The sequence below is a fragment of the Pseudomonas putida NBRC 14164 genome, from assembly GCF_000412675.1.
Taxonomy (GTDB): domain Bacteria; phylum Pseudomonadota; class Gammaproteobacteria; order Pseudomonadales; family Pseudomonadaceae; genus Aquipseudomonas; species Aquipseudomonas putida.
The window spans coordinates 3227728-3246140 of record NC_021505.1; the positions used below are offsets into that span (position 1 = coordinate 3227728).

At 62.3% G+C, this 18413-nt stretch carries 12 protein-coding genes; 9 read left to right on the top strand and 3 right to left on the bottom strand.

The window, feature by feature from the left end:
* Positions 1-19 precede the first annotated feature (19 nt).
* The 5 genes from mexE to PP4_RS14340 all read left to right on the top strand — a co-directional run bounded on the left by mexE (position 20) and on the right by PP4_RS14340 (position 8890).
* Positions 20-1261 carry a multidrug efflux RND transporter periplasmic adaptor subunit MexE gene (gene mexE, locus PP4_RS14320; protein WP_016499907.1) on the top strand — a complete coding sequence of 414 codons (1242 nt, stop codon included), beginning with the start codon at positions 20-22 and terminating at the stop codon, positions 1259-1261.
* Positions 1262-1273: 12 nt separating this feature from the next.
* Positions 1274-4453, top strand: a complete 3180-nt coding sequence (locus PP4_RS14325; protein WP_016499908.1) for an efflux RND transporter permease subunit — start codon at positions 1274-1276, stop codon at positions 4451-4453.
* Positions 4450-5865: an efflux transporter outer membrane subunit gene (locus PP4_RS14330; protein ID WP_016499909.1), complete on the top strand. Its 1416-nt coding sequence runs from the start codon at positions 4450-4452 to the stop codon at positions 5863-5865. The genes PP4_RS14325 and PP4_RS14330 overlap by 4 nt, the downstream gene beginning before the upstream one ends.
* A gap of 276 nt (positions 5866-6141) precedes the next feature.
* Positions 6142-7197: a tetratricopeptide repeat protein gene (locus PP4_RS14335; RefSeq protein ID WP_016499910.1), complete on the top strand. Its 1056-nt coding sequence runs from the start codon at positions 6142-6144 to the stop codon at positions 7195-7197.
* Between the two features lie 79 nt (positions 7198-7276).
* Positions 7277-8890: a response regulator gene (locus tag PP4_RS14340; RefSeq protein ID WP_016499911.1), complete on the top strand. Its 1614-nt coding sequence runs from the start codon at positions 7277-7279 to the stop codon at positions 8888-8890.
* A 3-nt stretch (positions 8891-8893) separates the two neighbouring features.
* Here PP4_RS14340 and PP4_RS14345 read toward each other — a convergent pair whose 3' ends face one another.
* Positions 8894-10741, bottom strand: a complete 1848-nt coding sequence (locus tag PP4_RS14345; protein ID WP_016499912.1) for a hybrid sensor histidine kinase/response regulator — start codon at positions 10739-10741, stop codon at positions 8894-8896.
* A 406-nt stretch (positions 10742-11147) separates the two neighbouring features.
* Here PP4_RS14345 and PP4_RS14350 point away from each other — a divergent pair, with 406 nt between their 5' ends.
* Complete coding sequence (locus PP4_RS14350; RefSeq protein ID WP_016499913.1) at positions 11148-11834, top strand: type 1 glutamine amidotransferase domain-containing protein; 687 nt, start codon at positions 11148-11150, stop codon at positions 11832-11834.
* Positions 11835-11967: 133 nt separating this feature from the next.
* Entirely contained in the window at positions 11968-12774 is an 807-nt protein-coding gene (locus PP4_RS14355; protein ID WP_016499914.1) for a CSS-motif domain-containing protein, read from the top strand.
* A gap of 22 nt (positions 12775-12796) precedes the next feature.
* Here the strand turns inward: PP4_RS14355 and hppD are convergent, their stop codons facing one another.
* A complete protein-coding gene (gene hppD / locus PP4_RS14360) occupies positions 12797-13873 on the bottom strand; it encodes a 4-hydroxyphenylpyruvate dioxygenase (protein ID WP_016499915.1) in 1077 nt (358 codons plus the stop codon).
* A 299-nt stretch (positions 13874-14172) separates the two neighbouring features.
* On the opposite strand from hppD, the gene PP4_RS14365 reads away from it, so the two are divergent.
* Both PP4_RS14365 and rarD read left to right on the top strand, forming a co-directional pair.
* On the top strand, positions 14173-15759 hold the full coding sequence (locus PP4_RS14365) for an EAL domain-containing protein (protein WP_016499916.1): 1587 nt from the start codon (positions 14173-14175) through the stop codon (positions 15757-15759).
* A 32-nt stretch (positions 15760-15791) separates the two neighbouring features.
* On the top strand, positions 15792-16679 hold the full coding sequence (rarD, locus tag PP4_RS14370; protein WP_024717647.1) for an EamA family transporter RarD: 888 nt from the start codon (positions 15792-15794) through the stop codon (positions 16677-16679).
* Here rarD and PP4_RS14375 read toward each other — a convergent pair.
* The gene (locus tag PP4_RS14375) at positions 16642-18213 is read right to left on the bottom strand and encodes a TerC family protein (RefSeq protein ID WP_016499918.1); all 1572 of its coding nucleotides are present in this window, start codon (positions 18211-18213) and stop codon (positions 16642-16644) included. The genes rarD and PP4_RS14375 overlap by 38 nt on opposite strands.
* Between the last annotated feature and the right edge of the window lie 200 nt (positions 18214-18413).

Genomic DNA, 18413 nt, shown 5'->3' on the forward strand with positions numbered 1-18413 from the left:
TACATTGGCGGAGTTCTCCATGGAACAATCTCTCAAACCCTTGCGCTTTCCCCTCGCTGCCTTGGCAGTGGTGGTGATCAGCGCTTGCGGTCGAACCCCAGACGCCGTGCAGGCTCCCGCCGCGCCGAAGGTCACTGTGGCCAAGGTGATCGAGCAACCGATCAACGAATGGGACGAATTCACCGGCCGCCTTGAAGCCCCGGAAACTGTTGAAGTTCGCCCGCGGGTAGCCGGCCAGATCGACCAGGTCGCCTTCACCGAAGGCGCCCAGGTGAAAAAAGGCGACCTGCTGTTCCAGATCGACCCACGCCCGTTCCAGGCTGAAGTCCGCCGCCTCGAAGCCCAACTGCAACAGGCCAAGGCCACCGCCATTCGCAGCGCCAACGAAGCGCGCCGTGGCGAACGCCTGCGCGACAGCAACGCCATCTCCGCCGAACTTGCAGAATCGCGTAGCAGCGCTGCCGCCGAAGCCCGCGCCGGGGTCGACGCGATCCAGGCACAGCTCGACCTGGCGCGCCTGAACCTCAGCTTCACCCGCGTCACCGCGCCCATCAGTGGCCGCGTCAGCCGTGCCCAGTTCACTGCCGGCAACATCGTCACGGCCGATGTCACCCCGCTGACCAGCGTGGTGTCCACCGACAAGGTCTACGCCTACTTCGACGCCGACGAGCGCGTGTACCTCAAGTACACCCAGCTGGCACGCGAAGGCCAGCGTGGCCAGAGCACCCCGGTGTACCTGGGCCTCACCAATGAAACCGGCAACCCGCACCAGGGCCAGATGAACTTCGTCGACAACCAGGTCAACCCGCGCACCGGCACCATCCGTGGTCGTGCGGTGTTTGACAACCGCGACGGCCAGTTCACCCCGGGCCTGTACGCACGCCTGAAGCTGGTCGGCAGCGCCCAGTACGACGCCATGCTGATCAACGACGAAGCCGTGGGCACCGACCTTGGCAAGAAGTTCGTGCTGGTCATGGACAAGGACAACAAGGCCACCTACCGCGCCGTGGAACTGGGGCCGAAGCTGGAAGGCCTGCGCATCGTGCGTAGCGGCCTGGCCAAGGATGACCGCATCGTGGTCAAGGGCCTGCAGCGCGTGCGCCCAGGCTCGCCGGTCACCCCGGAAGAAACCCCAATGGCCAGCGAACAGACCCTCGCCGCCCTCGCCCAGCAGCGCCAGGCACTGGAGGCCAGCAACCCGGCGCCGAAAGTGGCGGGCAACAACGTGAAAGTCGCCAGCGCCCAGGCGCCACGCGGTTAAGGGAACATACCGATGAACTTCTCGAAATTCTTCATTACCCGGCCGATTTTCGCCGCGGTGCTGTCGCTGGTGCTGCTGATTGCGGGGTCGATCTCGCTGTTCCAGCTGCCGATCAGCGAATATCCCGAAGTGGTGCCGCCCACCGTGGTGGTACGTGCCAACTTCCCCGGCGCCAACCCCAAGGTCATCGGCGAAACCGTCGCCGCGCCGCTGGAGCAGGCAATTACCGGTGTGGAAAACATGCTGTACATGTCTTCCCAGTCCACCGCTGACGGCAAGCTGACGCTGACCATCACGTTCGCCCTGGGCACCGACCTGGACAACGCCCAGGTGCAGGTGCAGAACCGCGTCACCCGTACCCAGCCCAAGCTGCCCGAGGAAGTGACGCGTATCGGTATCACCGTCGACAAGGCCTCGCCCGACCTGACCATGGTCGTGCACCTGACGTCGCCGGACAACCGCTACGACATGCTCTACCTGTCCAACTACGCCATCCTCAACATCAAGGACGAGCTGGCGCGTCTGGGCGGCGTAGGCGACGTGCAACTGTTCGGCATGGGCGACTACTCGCTGCGCGTGTGGCTCGATCCGAACAAGACCGCTTCGCGCAACCTCACCGCCAGTGATGTGGTAGCGGCAATCCGCGAGCAGAACCGCCAGGTGGCTGCCGGCCAGCTGGGCGCCCCGCCCGCCCCGGGCTCCACCAGCTTCCAGCTGTCGATCAACACCCAGGGCCGTCTGGTCAACGAGGAAGAGTTCGAAAACATCATCATCCGTGCCGGTGCCGATGGCGAAATCACCCGCCTGAAGGACATCGCCCGGGTCGAACTCGGCTCCAGCCAGTACGCCTTGCGCTCGCTGCTGAACAACCAGCCGGCGGTGGCCATCCCGATCTTCCAGCGCCCAGGCTCCAACGCCATCGAGATCTCCGACGAAGTGCGGGCGAAAATGGCCGAGCTGAAGAAGGACTTCCCTGAAGGGATGGACTACAGCATCGTCTATGACCCGACCATCTTCGTGCGCGGCTCCATCGAAGCAGTGGTGCACACCCTGTTCGAAGCCCTGGTGCTGGTCGTGCTGGTGGTCATCCTGTTCCTGCAGACCTGGCGTGCCTCGATCATCCCGCTGCTGGCCGTGCCGGTATCGTTGATCGGTACATTTGCAGTGATGCACCTGTTCGGTTTCTCGCTTAACGCCTTGTCGCTATTCGGCTTGGTGCTGGCCATCGGCATCGTGGTGGACGACGCCATCGTCGTGGTGGAGAACGTCGAACGTAACATCGGGCTGGGCCTGAAACCGCTGGAAGCCACGCAAAAGGCGATGAGCGAAGTGACCGGGCCGATCATTGCCACCGCCCTGGTGCTGTGCGCCGTGTTCGTACCGGCTGCGTTCATTTCCGGCCTTACCGGGCAGTTCTACAAGCAGTTCGCCCTGACCATCGCCATTTCCACCGTGATCTCGGCGTTCAACTCGCTGACCCTGTCGCCGGCCTTGGCTGCCGTGCTGCTGAAGGACCACCATGCGCCCAAGGACCGTTTCTCGCGGTTCCTCGACAAACTGCTGGGCAGCTGGCTGTTCTCGCCGTTCAACCGTTTCTTCGACCGCGCCAGCCACCGCTACGTGGGTGGCGTGCGCCGGGTCATCCGCTCCAGCGGCATCGCCCTGTTCGTCTATGCCGGCCTGATGGGCCTGACCTACCTCGGCTTCTCGTCCACGCCGACCGGTTTCGTGCCGGCCCAGGACAAGCAGTACCTGGTGGCCTTCGCCCAGCTGCCGGACGCCGCCAGCCTCGACCGCACCGAAGCGGTGATCAAGCGCATGAGCGAAATCGCCCTGAAGCAGCCTGGCGTGGCCGATTCGGTGGCCTTCCCTGGCCTGTCGATCAACGGTTTCACCAATAGCCCGAACAGCGGCATCGTGTTCACTCCGCTCAAGCCGTTCGATGAGCGCAAGGACCCGAGCCAGTCGGCGGCGGCCATCGCGGCTGCACTGAATGCCCAGTTCGCCGATATCCAGGACGCCTACATCGCCATCTTCCCGCCGCCGCCTGTACAGGGCCTGGGCACGATCGGCGGTTTCCGCCTGCAAATCGAAGACCGTGGCAACCTGGGTTACGAAGCGCTGTACAAGGAAACCCAGAACATCATCACCAAGAGCCACAACGTGCCGGAGCTGGCAGGCCTGTTCACCAGCTACCAGGTCAACGTGCCGCAGGTCGATGCCGCCATCGACCGGGAAAAGGCCAAGACCCACGGCGTGGCGATCACCGACATCTTCGACACCCTGCAGGTTTACCTGGGCTCGCTGTACACCAACGACTTCAACCGCTTTGGCCGCACCTACCAGGTCAACGTCCAGGCTGAGCAGCAGTTCCGCCTCGATGCCGAACAGATCGGCCAGTTGAAGGTGCGCAACAACCTCGGCGAGATGATCCCGCTGGCGACCTTCCTCAAGGTCAGCGACACCTCCGGGCCGGACCGCGTCATGCACTACAACGGTTTCATCACCGCAGAAATCAACGGTGCCGCAGCCCCGGGCTACAGCTCTGGCCAGGCCGAAGCTGCCATCGAGAAGCTGCTTAAAGAGGAACTGCCCAACGGCATGACCTTCGAGTGGACCGACCTGACCTACCAGCAGATCCTCTCGGGCAATACCGCACTGCTGGTCTTCCCGCTGTGCGTACTGCTGGCGTTCCTGGTGCTGGCTGCCCAGTACGAAAGCTGGAGCCTGCCGCTGGCGGTGATCCTGATTGTACCGATGACCCTGCTGTCGGCCATCACCGGTGTGATCGTGTCGGGTGGCGACAACAACATCTTCACCCAGATCGGCCTGATCGTACTGGTGGGCCTGGCGTGCAAGAACGCGATCCTGATCGTCGAGTTCGCCAAGGATGAACAGGCCAAGGGCCTGGATCCGCTGGCTGCGGTGCTGGAAGCCTGCCGCCTGCGCCTGCGGCCGATCCTGATGACTTCGATTGCCTTCATCATGGGTGTGGTTCCGCTGGTGTTCAGCTCGGGTGCAGGTTCGGAAATGCGCCATGCCATGGGTGTGGCGGTGTTCTCGGGGATGATCGGCGTGACCGTCTTCGGCCTGTTCCTGACCCCGGTGTTCTTCTTCCTGATTCGCCGTTTCGTCGAGCGTCGCCAGGCCCGCAAGGCCGAGCGCGTTCAAGTGCTGGAGAACCATGCATGAACCTGCTCAAACCCCTGACCCCAAGCCTGCTGGCACTGGCCCTGGCAGCCTGTGCGGTAGGCCCGGACTACCAGGCCCCGGCAACCGAACCTGCACAAATGAGCAGCGATGTGCAGGCCAAGGCCTACGACCGTAGCCGCTTCGAAAGCCTGTGGTGGAAGCAGTTCGACGACCCGGTGCTGAACCAGCTGGTGCAGGCTTCGCTGGACGGCAACCGTGACTTGCGCGTGGCCTTCGCCCGCCTGAAATCCGCCCGTTCGATCCGCGAAGACGCCGAGAACGACCAGTTCCCGGTGGTCACCAGCCGCGCCAGCAGCGACATCGGCAAGGGCCAGATCCCCGGCCAGACCACGCAGCGGGTGAACAGCGAGCGCTATGACCTGGGCCTGGATATGGCCTGGGAGCTTGACCTGTTCGGGCGCATCCAGCGCCAGATCGAGGCCAGCGAAGCCCAGGAAGCGGTAGCCGCCGCCGACCTTCAACAGTTGCAGGTCAGCCTGATCGCCGAACTGGTCGATGCCTATGGGCAACTGCGCGGTGCGCAATTGCGCGAGAAGATCGCCTTGGCCAACCTCAAGACCCAGCAGGAATCGCGGACCATTACCGAAACCCTGCGCGATGCCGGCGTGGGCAACGACCTCGACGTGGTACGTGCCGATGCACGCCTGGCCGGGGTCGAAGCCACCGTGCCGCAACTGCAGGCCGAACAGGCACGGGCGCGGCACCGCATCGCCACCCTGCTCGGCCAGCGCCCGGACGCGCTCAGCGTAGACCTGTCACCCAAGGACCTGCCGGCCATCGCCAAGGCGTTGCCGGTGGGTGACCCGGGTGAACTGCTGCGCCGTCGCCCGGACATCCGCAGTGCCGAGCGCCAGCTGGCTGCCGCCACCGCCAACGTCGGCGTGGCCACGGCAGACCTGTTCCCCCGTGTCAGCCTCAGCGGCTTCCTTGGCTTTACTGCCGCACGCGGCTCGCAGATCGGCTCCTCGGCAGCCAATGCCTGGGCGCTGGGCCCAAGCATTACCTGGGCAGCCTTCGACCTGGGCAGCGTGCGGGCCCGCCTGCGTGGCGCCAAGGCCGATGCCGAAGGGGCGCTGGCCAACTACGAGCAGCAGGTATTGCTGGCCCTGGAAGAATCGGCCAATGCCTTCAGCGATTACGACAAGACCCAGCAGCGGCTGCTGTCGCTGATGCGCCAGAGCGACGCCAGCCGCAAGGCAGCGGAGCTGGCCTCGATTCGATATCGCGAAGGTACGGTGGACTACCTGGTACTGCTCGACGCCGAGCGCGAGCGGCTGAGCGCCGAGGATGCGCAGGCCCAGGGTGAGGTCGATCTGTACCGCGGTATCGTTTCCATCTACAAGGCCCTGGGCGGCGGCTGGCAACCGGAGACCGTAGCCAGCACACGCTGACACACCCGTTTCAACGACTCCTTTGGTTGGCTCCTCCCCCAACCGTTTGCCCCGCTGGCCTTGGTCCGCGGGGCTTTTTTATGTCGTTTAATCTTCAGCGCTTGCGAGAACGAGCGCCGCCCGCGCGGCGCATCGCGAGCTGCGCTCGCTCCTACGCTTGTTTCGGGCCAATCGAACCTGCGAGATACGCGCGCGACCGCCTTGGCGCCTGCACTCGGTTGCATTTACCCCCCGGCTGGCCCAAGCTCTGCCCTTCCCGCCGCCACGGACCGTCCGATGCACAGACGCAACCGCTACCTGATCGCCCTACTGCTGTTGATCCTGGTATCGGCCCTGTTCGGTTACCTGTGGCGCGATGAGCAGCCAGCCCCGCCGACCTTGCCCGCACACAGCTATGCCAAGGCGCTGCGCCAGGCCCATGACGGCCAACCCGGCGCTGCGCGCGTGCTGTACCAGCAATTGCAACGCGACGACCTGTCCCCTGTCCGCCGCGCTGCACTGTATGCCGAGTTACCCAACTACCCCTCCCCCCAGGCATTGAAACTCGCCCGCCAGGACCTGGAGCATGCCGACCCGCTGGTGCGCCGTGCGGCCATTGCCGGTATCCGCCGCCTGCTGCCGGCGGCGCAGCGCAGCCTGGTGCTCGGCCCATTGCTGGACGACGACGAACAAAGCGTGCGCTTTGCTGCCGTGGATGCCCTACTGGGCCTCGATCCCGATGCCATCGGCCTGTATTTCGGCCCGTTGCAGGCAGCCCTGGAACAATACCAGCAGGCGCTCGAGCAACAACCCGAGGATGCCGACGCCCAGGTACACCTGGCGCGCCTGTACCTGCACGAAAACGACCACACCCAGGCAGCCACGGCCTTGCAGCGGGCGCTAGAGGTTGCACCCGGCAACCTCGACGCCCTGGCCACCCAGGTGCGCCTGCTGGAGCGTCAGGGCCACCACGATGCCTCGCGCCAGGTCTTGGGCAAAGCCTTGGCGCTAAGCCCCGACTCAGCCTTCCTGCAGTACGAGCTGGGGCTCTGGCTGAACCGCCACGAGCAGCGCGAGTACGCCTTGCTGGCTTTGTCCCGCGCCGTCGAACTGGACCCGGACAACGCCGACTACCGTTATACGCTGGCAGTCACGCTGCACGAGCTGGAACAACTCGACGCCGCGCAAAAGCAGCTGGAAACCGTGCTCAGCCGGCAACCGGCCAACCGCCGGGCGCGGGTGCTGCTGATCCAGTACTCGAAAGAGACCGGGCAACTGCAGAACGTACAAGTGCTGCTGGCCGAGCTGGAGCGTCAGAACCCGGACGACCCCGTATTACAACAGGGCCTGTAGGCAACACCTGAATATTGTTGAACCCTGAGTGTGTGCCCAGGGTCCAGTGGGTATCAGGCCACCCTACAGGAGAGTCGTTTTGGCCCATTCACTGGCGCTGGATGAACGTGCCTTGATTCTGGCACCTCCGCCATTAGCGGCGGATACCTCGCGCCTGCTCGCCTCCGCCGGCATCGATAGCCTGTGCACTGTCGACCTGGCCAACCTGCACAGCTGCCTGGCTGAAGGCGCAGGCCTGGCAATCATTGCCGAGCAAGTGTTCAGCCAGGGCCCAAGCGCGTTGCTGCAAGCATTCCTCGACCAGCAACAAAGCTGGTCGGACCTGCCCATCGTGCTGCTGATCCAGGGTGCCTGGTCGGCCACGGGCGCGAGTAACCACCCGGTAGGCAATCTTCTGCTGATGGTCGCCCCGTTCGACAATGCCCAACTGCTGCACATGACCCGATCCGCCCTGCGCAACCGGCGCCGGCAATACCTGACACGCGACCAGTTGCAGGACCTGCAGCAGCGTCTGAACACCCCGGTCGCATCGTCAGACCAGGAGCAGGAACGCAACGAGTTCGCCCACTACCAGGCACGCAAGATGGAAGCCATTGGCCAATTGGCCGGAGGGGTTGCTCATGACTTCAACAACCTGCTCACCAGTATTGGCGGCAGCTTCGAGCTGATTGAACGGCGACTGCATCAAGGCCGCTGCGATGGCCTGGACAGCGTGCTGCGCATGGGCCGTGAGGCAGTTGCACGCGCTGCCCGCCTCACCCACCGCTTGCTGGCGTTTTCCTCCCGCCAATCGCTGCACAGCCAGCGCGTCGACCTGCACAGCCTGCTTGAGGTGGAACGACTGAAGGCCTGCCTGAACCCTGCCGTAACCCTGCACGTGCACATCGCCAAAGGGCTGTGGCCCGTAGAAGCTGATAACAAGCAGTTGCAGGAAGCCCTGGACAACCTGCTGCTCAATGCCAGCGAAGCCATGCCCAATGGCGGCCAGTTACGAATTGAGGCGAGCAACCAGCACATCGAGAGCACACAATTCACCGGCGCAACCCTGTGCGCCGGTGACTATCTGCGCCTGAGCATCAAAGATGACGGCCAGGGCATGGCGCAAAGTACGATGGAGCACGCTTTCGAGCCGTTTTTCAGCACCAAGGCGATCGGCCAGGGCATTGGCCTGGGCCTGTCGATGGTGTACGGCTTCAGCAAGCAGTCCCGCGGGCATGTCACGCTGCACAGCCAGATCGGCCAAGGCACCCAGGTAGACCTGTACCTGCCGCGCCATATCGGCCAGGCCCGGGAACCGAGCAAGCCGATACCTGTGCAAGTTCCCCGAGGCCGTCATGTGCTGGTCGTCGAGGACGACCCCCATGTACGTCAATTGTTGTGTCAGGCGCTGCGCGAGAGCGGCTTCCCCTGCCACAGCGCGTCCGACGCCACCCAAGGCCTTAAAGTCCTGCGCTCGGCACAACCCGTTGATCTACTGGTCAGCGATATCGGCTTGCCCGGCATGAATGGCCGGCAACTGGCCGAAATTGCCCGCAGCCTGCATCCGCATTTGCCGGTGCTGTTCATCACCGGCTACGCGGAAACGGCCATGGCCCGCGAAGGGTTTCTTGACGCGGGCATGCACCTGATCTGCAAACCGTTTGAACTGAAAGAAATAAAGGCGCAGGTGACGCGGATTCTTGCCGAGTCCTGAAACCTATTGTTGGTCGAGCATGGTTAGCGCCTGATCGGCAAGGTCCGCCAGCAAAAACGGCTTGTTCATCAATGCCGTTCCCGGTTGATCGATCAACTGCGCTTCAACAGAATGGTCAGCATAGCCGGTGATGAACAGGATTTTCTGAGCAGGCACCTGCATGCGCATGGCCTTGGCCACTTGCCGGCCACTGAAGCCGCCCGGTAAACCGATGTCGGTAATCACCAGGTCAAAGGGATCATCCAGGCGAAAGCGCTCCAGCGCAGTATTGGCATCACTCGCATCAGTGACCACAAAACCGCGTTCGGTCAGGTACTCGCGCATCACGGTACGCAAGTTGAGCTCGTCATCCACCAGCAGTAAACGCTCGCCCTGGGCCATACGTTGGGAGCGCAGCCGGGGTTTGGGCTCTTCGGGTACTGGCTCATGGCATCTTGGGAACAGCATGGAAACCTTGGTGCCTTGGGTCGGGGCCGATTCGATCCACGCATACCCCCCCGATTGGCCGACAAAGCCATACACCATCGATAGCCCTAGCCCGGAACCACGTCCGATGGCCTTGGTGGTGAAAAATGGCTCAAAGGCCCTGGAAATTTCCTCTGCCGACATGCCATGGCCGTCATCCTCGACATGCAAGGCCACATAGTCGCCTGGCGGCAGGCCACCCTCATCGGGAAAACTGGCCGTCAACCGCTCGTTGACGCTGCGAACAGTGACATTGCCACGCTCCAGGCAAGCCTCCCGGGCATTTGCGCATAAGTTAACCAAGGCATTTTCAAGTTGGGGAATGTCCAGACGTACCGCCCACGGCGCGACATCCAGTTGCCAGTGCAAGCGCATCTCTGCGCCCAGCGCCTTGAGCAGCAACGGCTCGCTTTGCCGTAACTGCCGATTGAAGTCCAGGCTCTTGGGTGCAAGTGGGTGATGCCGAGAGAATGCCAGCAGGCGATGAGTCAGCTCCATGGCGCGCAGCACGGAGTCGCGAGCGACCTCCACATAGGTTTCAATCCGCTCCATGCGCCCCTCCTGCAAGCGCCGCTGCAACAGTTCGAGGCTACCACCGATACCAGACAGCAGGTTGTTCATTTCGTGGCCCATGCCCCCGGCCAACTGCCCCACAACCTCCATGCGTTCACTGTTGCGCATCAGCGCTTCAGACTGACGCGCGGCCTCTTCGCGGTCTTCGGTGATATCCCGACCGACTGCCGTCAGCAGGCTGCCGTCGAACCGGGCACTCCAGCTAAACCAGTGATAATGGCCATCGCGGTGGCGCAAGCGAGTCTGCACCTGCTCGGCATCGTGGTACTGCAGGAGCCCGGAGACCGCCACCTGGACCTCGGTGCGATCCGCCGGATGCACCAGCTCCAGTAACGGCAGATCATGAACCTGCTCTTGGGTCCAGCCCAGAATGCGGTACCAGGCCGGGTTGGCGGCATGCACCCTAAGCTCAGGGGTTATCGTCATCATTGCATCACGCGACAACTGCCAGATCTGCTCGCGCTCGGCCACATGCCGCTCTATCTGCCGTTCAAAGCCTTGCGCCTGCTCACGCCAATGATGATGCGCCTCAACGCTAGCCGTGGTCTCGATCACCGTGTGCAGAAAACCCGCCACGTTGCCAAGTTCATCGTGCAGTGGTGCATAACCGAACGCGCACCACAGCGGCTCGCTGCCTTCGCCGCAGACGATACGCTGGGGCGGGTCCTCGACAAAGTTCGAACGCCCTTCAAGCGCCTTGAACACCCAGGGGCCCATTGCCGGCCAGAGATCACTCCACAGCGCATCGAACCCGTTGCCCAGTGCATCCGGTCGGGCGGTCCGCAGCGCCCGATAGCCATCGTTGTGAACCACGCAGAGGTCCGTCCCCCAAACCACTGCGCAGGGAAACGGTGACAAATGCATCATGTCGACGGCAATGCGCAACGATGCCGGCCATCGCGGCAACGGCCCAAGGGTTGTACGCCCCCAGTCAAATTGCGCAATTCTATCGCTCATCAGGTCGAGCGATGGCGATACGGGCGTTGTCAAGGTGAGCTGCCGCGCAGGTTTGCGCGGCGTACCGTGTACGGCCAATAGCGTTACTCCAGCAATGCAAGGATTCACCCCGAGTGCCGAAGGCTTCCCCCGAGGGTTTCGTTCAAATTAGCACAGCATAAGCTGCGAACTATGGCGTACGTGCGCCCGGCAGCTATGCTGATTAGGTTTTCTCCGGGCCAGGGAGCAACGGCCCATCCAGGTTGCCGACAGGAGCGTGGTCATGAGCAAGAAAATGCTGGTAGTGCTGACCAACACAGCCAAGTATCCGACCTTGAAACGTGCGACGGGGCTGTGGCTGGGTGAAGCGGTGCACTTTGTCGAGAAAGTCGAAAAGGCCGGCTACATGGTCGATTATGTCAGCCCAGAGGGGGGCTATGTCCCTGTCGACCCACACAGCCTGCAGATGGCCCCCGACCTGGACTGGCAATGGTATGACGACAAGCGCTTCATGACCCGCCTGGGCACCAGCTTGAGCCCTGGCCAGGTAAAAGCCGAGGAATACAGCGTCATCTATTACACCGGTGGGCATGGGGTGATGTACGACTTTGCCGAGAACAAGCCGCTGCAGGAGCTGGCGCGCAAGGTCTACGAAAAAGGCGGCATTGTTGCCGCGGTCTGCCATGGCGTGGCCGGCCTGCTTAACATCAAGCTCAGCGACAACAGCCTTCTGCTGAAAGGTCGCAAAGTGACCGGCTTTTCCGATATTGAGGAACAACTGGTCGAGCTGGACAAGGTGGTGCCTTTCTCGACGGAAAAAGAGCTAGGTGGCCGAGGCGGCGAGTACAGCAAACATGATGACCCGTGGAAGCCATACGTCGTCGAGGATGGTCTGCTGATCACCGGTCAGAACCCAGATTCCACTGCGCTGCTCGCAGAGAAAGTACTGGAGAAACTCCACGCCAAGTAAACCCTTACATCAGCCTTCTGTTTTTCCTGTGGCGCAGACTGCACGCGGACTACAGCCGGCAGGTCATCGAATGCATAGGCTCTGGGCTCAGCTGTACACCACGAACAGCTTCTGCCCGGAGAACTAATGCACCATGTTGAAAATCATGCACGCCGGGCGCCGCCTGCGGGAGCTCCTGCTGCTCACCACTGTAGGCTTGGTGCCTGTGATTTCCGGTTTGCTGGTGATGATTGTGCAGCTGGAAATGAAGCTTGAGGAAAACGCGGCCATTTCCGTTCAGGAAGCGGTTTTCAGCATTGACCAGGCACTGAATCGACTGCAAGAGGCTGCCCAGCGCACCCTGCCGCTGGCAGGCAAGCCCTGCCAAAGCGTTAACAGTGCTTTACAGGAGCAGGTCGTGAGCCGTTCCATGCTCAGGTCGTTGACCCTGGTAAAGGGCAATGAAGCCTACTGCAGCAGCGCTTCAGACTCACTTGACCACTTATCTGCCTTCGCCTCATCTGGCCAACAGGTCGAACTGTCCTATGGCCAACCTGACAGGCGCCGCAAACTGCTGGTCAACTTTTACCTGCAAGGCAACGAAAGCGGCGTAATCGTGACCGCTTATGCCTCACAGCTGCGCAATGAACTGGATGCCTTTCAGGACGGACTGACGCTGCTGGTGGAGTTTGGCAACCGCTGGATCTGGAGCGAAGGCGATAGCCGTGACTCACAGCGCCCTTCGCAGTCCGAGTTTTTCGCCACCGCGTTGTCGGCCAAATATGGGTACAGGGTAAAAGGCGGCTACGCACAGGGTTACACCGCCCAGGAAATCCGCCAGTCCATGCTGCAGATCCTGCCCTCGTTGGTGCTGGTGGGGACCGTGACCGGCCTGATCGTCTATCTGGGGCTGTTCAGGGCACGCGCCAGCAGCCGAGATAGAGCCGCCAATGCTACATGAAGGCGGCGCTACCCAGAGGGCATCAGTCGGTGCTCAGCACACCGCGGCGTACCTGGTCACGTTCGATGGATTCGAACAACGCCTTGAAATTGCCTTCACCAAAGCCATCGTCACCTTTGCGCTGGATGAACTCGAAGAACACCGGGCCGAGCAGGGTTTCCGAGAAAATCTGCAACAACAGGCGTTTGTCTTCGGGCTGCGAGGCACCATCGAGGAGGATGCCGCGTGCTTGCAACTGATCGACCGGCTCGCCGTGACCAGGCAGCCGCTCCTCGAGCATTTCGTAGTAGGTTTGCGGCGGCGCAGTCATGAAGCGCATGCCAAAGCCCTTCAGGGCATCCCAGGTCTTGAGCAGGTCGTCGGTCAGGAAGGCCACGTGCTGGATACCTTCGCCGTTGAACTGCATCAGGAACTCTTCGATCTGGCCTGCACCCTTGGACGACTCTTCGTTGAGCGGAATGCGGATCAGGCCATCGGGAGCAGTCATGGCCTTGGACGTCAGGCCGGTGTACTCACCCTTGATATCGAAGTAGCGGATTTCGCGGAAGTTGAACAGCTTCTCGTAGAAGCCAGCCCAGTAGGCCATGCGCCCGCGATAAACGTTGTGGGTGAGGTGGTCGATGATTTTCAGGCCGGCACCCACCGGGTTGCGGTCCACACCTTCGATGAAGTTGAAGTCGATGTCGTAGATCGAGCTGCCTTCGTCGAAACGGTCGATCAGGTACAGCGGCGCACCACCGATGCCTTTAATTGCCGGCAGACGCAGCTCCATCGGCCCGGTTTCGATTTCAACCGGCTGGGCGCCCAGTTCCAGGGCACGGGCATAGGCCTCATGGGCATTGCGCACACGGAACGCCATGCCGCACACCGACGGGCCGTGTTCGGCCGCGAAGTACGAGGCGATGCTCTTGGGTTCGTTGTTCAGGATCAGGTTGATGCCACCCTGGCGGTACAGGTGCACATCCTTGGAACGGTGGCTGGCCACCTTGGTGAAGCCCAGAATCTGGAAGACCGGCTCAAGTACGCCCGGGGTCGGCGAAGCCAGTTCGATGAATTCGAAGCCCATCAGGCCCATTGGATTTTCGAAGATATCAGCCATGTTCGTGTCCTCATCTGCAGCGAAATATTATTGATTGCGTAGGATGTGGGACAGAAACGGCGGGGCGCAGGGGATGCCTCGCACGCTGCGGGCGAGGAAGTCACCTATGATCAGCTTGAACCCATGGTATGTCATATGGACCCATTCTCGGCGGGCTTGATCCTTCGGTATTAAAGGACCTTATTGTTGTATTCGTAAATGGATTCTACATTGCGTAAAAACGTTTGTCGCGTTTTAGTTGGCCGCACGTCCCGACAAGCGGCTATCCTCTCGTTACCCTTCACACAGATCATTCCCGCATGCCTCTTACCGTCAAACGCCGCGCCAGCCTGAGCTGGCGCAACCTGCTGCCCTGGGTCGTCGGCGTGCTGCCAGTATTGTGCGGCCTTGCCGTGATGAACTGGCAGGTAGAGCGCGAGATGCAGGCCAGCAGCCAGGCCACCGCCCGCCAGGCGGTGGAGCACGTCGAACGCATCCTCGACAACCTGTCCCGTGCTGCCAATGCGCTACTCCCCCTGACTGCCAGCCCTTGCGACCAGGTCCAGCTTACGCTGCGTGCCCAGGTCACCCGCAATGCCTTCGTGCGCTCGACCAACCTGTTCAGGCACAACACCCTTTATTGCACCTCGCTGTTCGGCGAGTTCGACGAGCCGGTCAACGCCAGCGACTACACCGACGGCAAGCTGTGGCTGATGGACGGCAACTCGGTCACCCCGGGGCATCCGCTGTTGGTGTACCGCGCCAGCGACGGCGACAACGGCGCGATCACCACGGTGGATGGCGACCATTTGTTGACCGCATTGCGCCTGATCGGCCCGGATGAAGAGCTGCAAATACGCGTGGGCAACGCCTGGATGGGCAAGGACGGCGTTGTACACATAGGCGCACCACCTGCCGCAGCCAGTGCCAATGTGTTGCTGGGCTCGACGCGTTACCCGTTTAGCGTGCAGGGCGGCTACAGCGCCGACAAGCAAGGCCAGTTGCTGCGCAGCCACTACCCTGCCCTGCTCAGCCTGCTGCTGGTACTGGGGGCCGTGGCCGCGCTGGTCTGCCGCTGGCAAATTCGCCGCGCCACCTCGCCCCGCGCCGAGCTGGATCGGGCCCTGCAGGCTGACGAATTCTTGCCGTACTTCCAGCCGGTGGTGCGCAAGGGCGATTACCGCTGGGCCGGTGCTGAAGTGCTGATGCGCTGGAACCACCCGCGAGAAGGCCTGGTTCGCCCTGACCTGTTCATCCCCTATGCCGAGCACAGCGGGCAGATCGTCGCCATGACCCGGGCGCTGATGATGCACACTGCCCAGAGCCTCGCGCCCTACATTGGGCTGCTGGAGGATGGCTTTCACATCGGGGTCAACATCACCGCCGACCACTGCCGCGACTTGCGCCTGCTGGACGACTGCCGCACCTTCCTGCAGCACTTCCCGCCTGGCCGGGTGGTACTGACCCTGGAGCTGACCGAGCGCAAGCTTATCGAGCCCACCCCGGTCACCCTGGAACTGTTCGAGAAACTGCATGCCATGGGGGTGATGATTGCACTCGACGACTTCGGCACCGGGCAATCCAGCCTCAATTACCTGCGCCAGTTCAAGGTCGACTACCTGAAAATCGACCAGAGCTTCGTTGCCATGATCGGCGCCGATGCGCTGTCCGTGCACATCCTCGAAACCATCATCGAGCTATCTGCCAAGTTGGGCCTTGGCATCGTTGCCGAGGGTGTCGAAACCGACACCCAGCGCGACTACCTGGCCCGCCATGGCGTGGACTTCCAGCAAGGCTACCTGTTCGCCAGGCCCATGCCTGCGGCGCAGTTCCTTGAGGCACTGGCCTCACATCCGGGCGCGTCACGGTTGCCGCAAGGCGCGCCCCCTGAGATCATGCGCGGCTGATCCAACCGCTCAACTCCCCATTCGAGGCATTTGTGTCAAAAGGCATTGTTTCATCGGTCATGGCGTCCTGTCTGTTCGCTGTGATGTACTTCTATACCTCGCTGCTCACGCCACTCGATGGCGAAGAGATCTTTGGCTGGCGCACCCTGCTGACGCTGCCCTGCCTCACCTTGTTCATGCTTGTCTCGAAGGACTGGAAACGGGTAGGCGAGCTGCTGGCCCGGGTAAAACGCACGCCCGTACTGTTGCTGGGCATGGTCGGTACGTCGTGGCTGATGGGCGTGCAGTTGTGGCTGTTCCTCTGGGCGCCCCTGCACGGTCGCAGCCTGGAAGTGTCGATGGGCTACTTTCTGCTGCCGCTGGCCATGGTACTGACCGGGCGGCTGGTGTATGGCGAGCGCCTGTCGCGCCTGCAGAAGGTAGCCGTGGCCTGCGCCGCGCTGGGCGTAGGCCACGAGCTGTACCAGAATGGCAGTTTTGCCTGGGAAACCCTGCTGGTGACGATCGGCTACCCGATCTACTTCGTACTGCGCCGGCGTTGCCGCACCGACCACCTGGGTGGCCTGTGGTGCGACATGTGCCTGCTGCTGCCGTGGGCGCTGTACTTCGTGATCCAGGGCCCGCTTTCGTCCGGCGACCTGCAGGCTCACCCGGGCCTGTATGCCCTGATCCCGGTCCTTGGGGCGATCAGCGCCTCGGCCTTGATCGCCTACGTGCTGGCCAGTCGCTTATTACCATTCAGCCTGTTCGGCCTGCTCAGCTACGTCGAGCCCGTGCTGCTGGTGGGGGTGGCGCTGCTGCTGGGCGAAACCATCGGCCCGGATCAGTGGCTGACTTACCTGCCGATCTGGGCCGCGGTACTGGTGCTGGTGCTCGAAGGCTTCAAGCACCTGCTGCGTCAGCGTCGCCGTTCGGTATGAGCCGAACCTGGCGCACCCGCCGCTCTTCAACCGCCTCCACGGTCAGCGTCCAGCCATTCCAGGCCAGGCGATCCCCCACCATCGGCAGGCGGTCGAGCAGGCTCATCACCAGGCCTGCCAGGGTCTGGTAATCATCGGTGGCACGGGCACTGAAGCCGGTACGTGCCTGTACCTGGCTCAGGTTCAGTGCACCGCTCACCACAAAGCCTTCACCCTCCTGGACGATACCGGGGCCTTCAACCTCGCTCGCGTCCGGTAGTTCACCGGCAATCGACTCAAGGATGTCGGTCATGGTCAGCAGGCCGGTGAAGTCACCGAACTCGTTGACCACAAAGGCGATGTGGGTCGACTGCCCACGCATCTGCTCCAGGGCATTGAGGATGCTGAAGCTCTCCAGCAGGTTCAACGGCGCCCGTACCATGCCTTCCAGCTCCGGCTGGTGGCCCGACAACAACTCCTTGAGCAGCTCCTTCTTGTGCACGAAGCCCAGTGGTTCGTCGACACGGCCATTACGTATCAACGGCAGGCGCGAGTACGGCGAGTTGGCAAGGGCCTGGGCAATGGCTTCGGCCGGTTGCGCAAGGTCGATCACATCAACCTCGGCACGTGCGGTCATCACCGTACGGATCGGCCGCTCGGCCAGGTTCAGTACGCCACTGATCATTACCCGCTCCCTGCGATCGAACAGCACCTGTTCCTCGCCACCTTCGACCAGGTCGGCTATTTCCTCGCCCACCTCGTCAGCCTCGACCCGGCGGCCGCCCAGCAGGCGCAGCACGGCATGTGCGGTGCGCTCACGCAGCGGCCGGTGCTGCTGCAAGCTGCGCTTGCGGCGGGCACGAGCCAGCTGGTTGAACAGCTCGATCAGGATCGAGAAGCCAATCGCTGCGTACAGGTAGCCTTTCGGGATATGGAAGCCCAGGCCCTCGGCGGTGAGGCTGAAGCCAATCATCATCAGGAAGCCCAGGCACAGCATGATCACCGTGGGGTGGGCGTTGACGAAGCGGGTCAGCGGCTTGCTGGCAACGATCATGATACCGATCGAGAAGATCACCGCGATCATCATCACCGACAGCTCATCGACCATGCCCACTGCCGTGATCACCGCATCCAGCGAGAACACCGCGTCCAGCACCACGATCTGGGCGACGATAGGCCAGAATGCGGCATGGCGCAGCGTGCCACTGGCCTGGGTCACATGGCCTTCCAGGCGTTCGTGCAACTCCATGGTGGCCTTGAACAGCAAGAACACACCACCGAACAGCATGATCAGGTCACGGCCAGAGAAGCTCTTGCCGAACACGTCGATCAACGGTGCGGTGAGGGTGACCATCCACGAAATACTGGCCAACAGGCCCAGGCGCATGATCAATGCCAAGCTCAGGCCAATCACCCGCGCGCGATCGCGCTGATGCGGTGGCAGCTTGTCTGCCAGGATGGCAATGAACACCAGGTTGTCGATACCCAGCACCAGCTCAAGGACGATAAGCGTCAACAGGCCCAGCCAGGCCGTGGGATCGGCTAGCCATTCCATTAGCGGGTACTCACGAAGGAAGCGTCACGAGGACAGAGGGAGGACGGCCTGAGAGGCCAGAGACTGGGGGGCTCCGCGAAGGTGCTCATATATACCTTGATAGAAAATTGGGAAAATAATCCTACAGGCACAGCAGTTTTCTCTGATAGCGCAAAACTATTACAAAACCTGTAACGCGTGTGAGTCCGCATTGGGGGTAC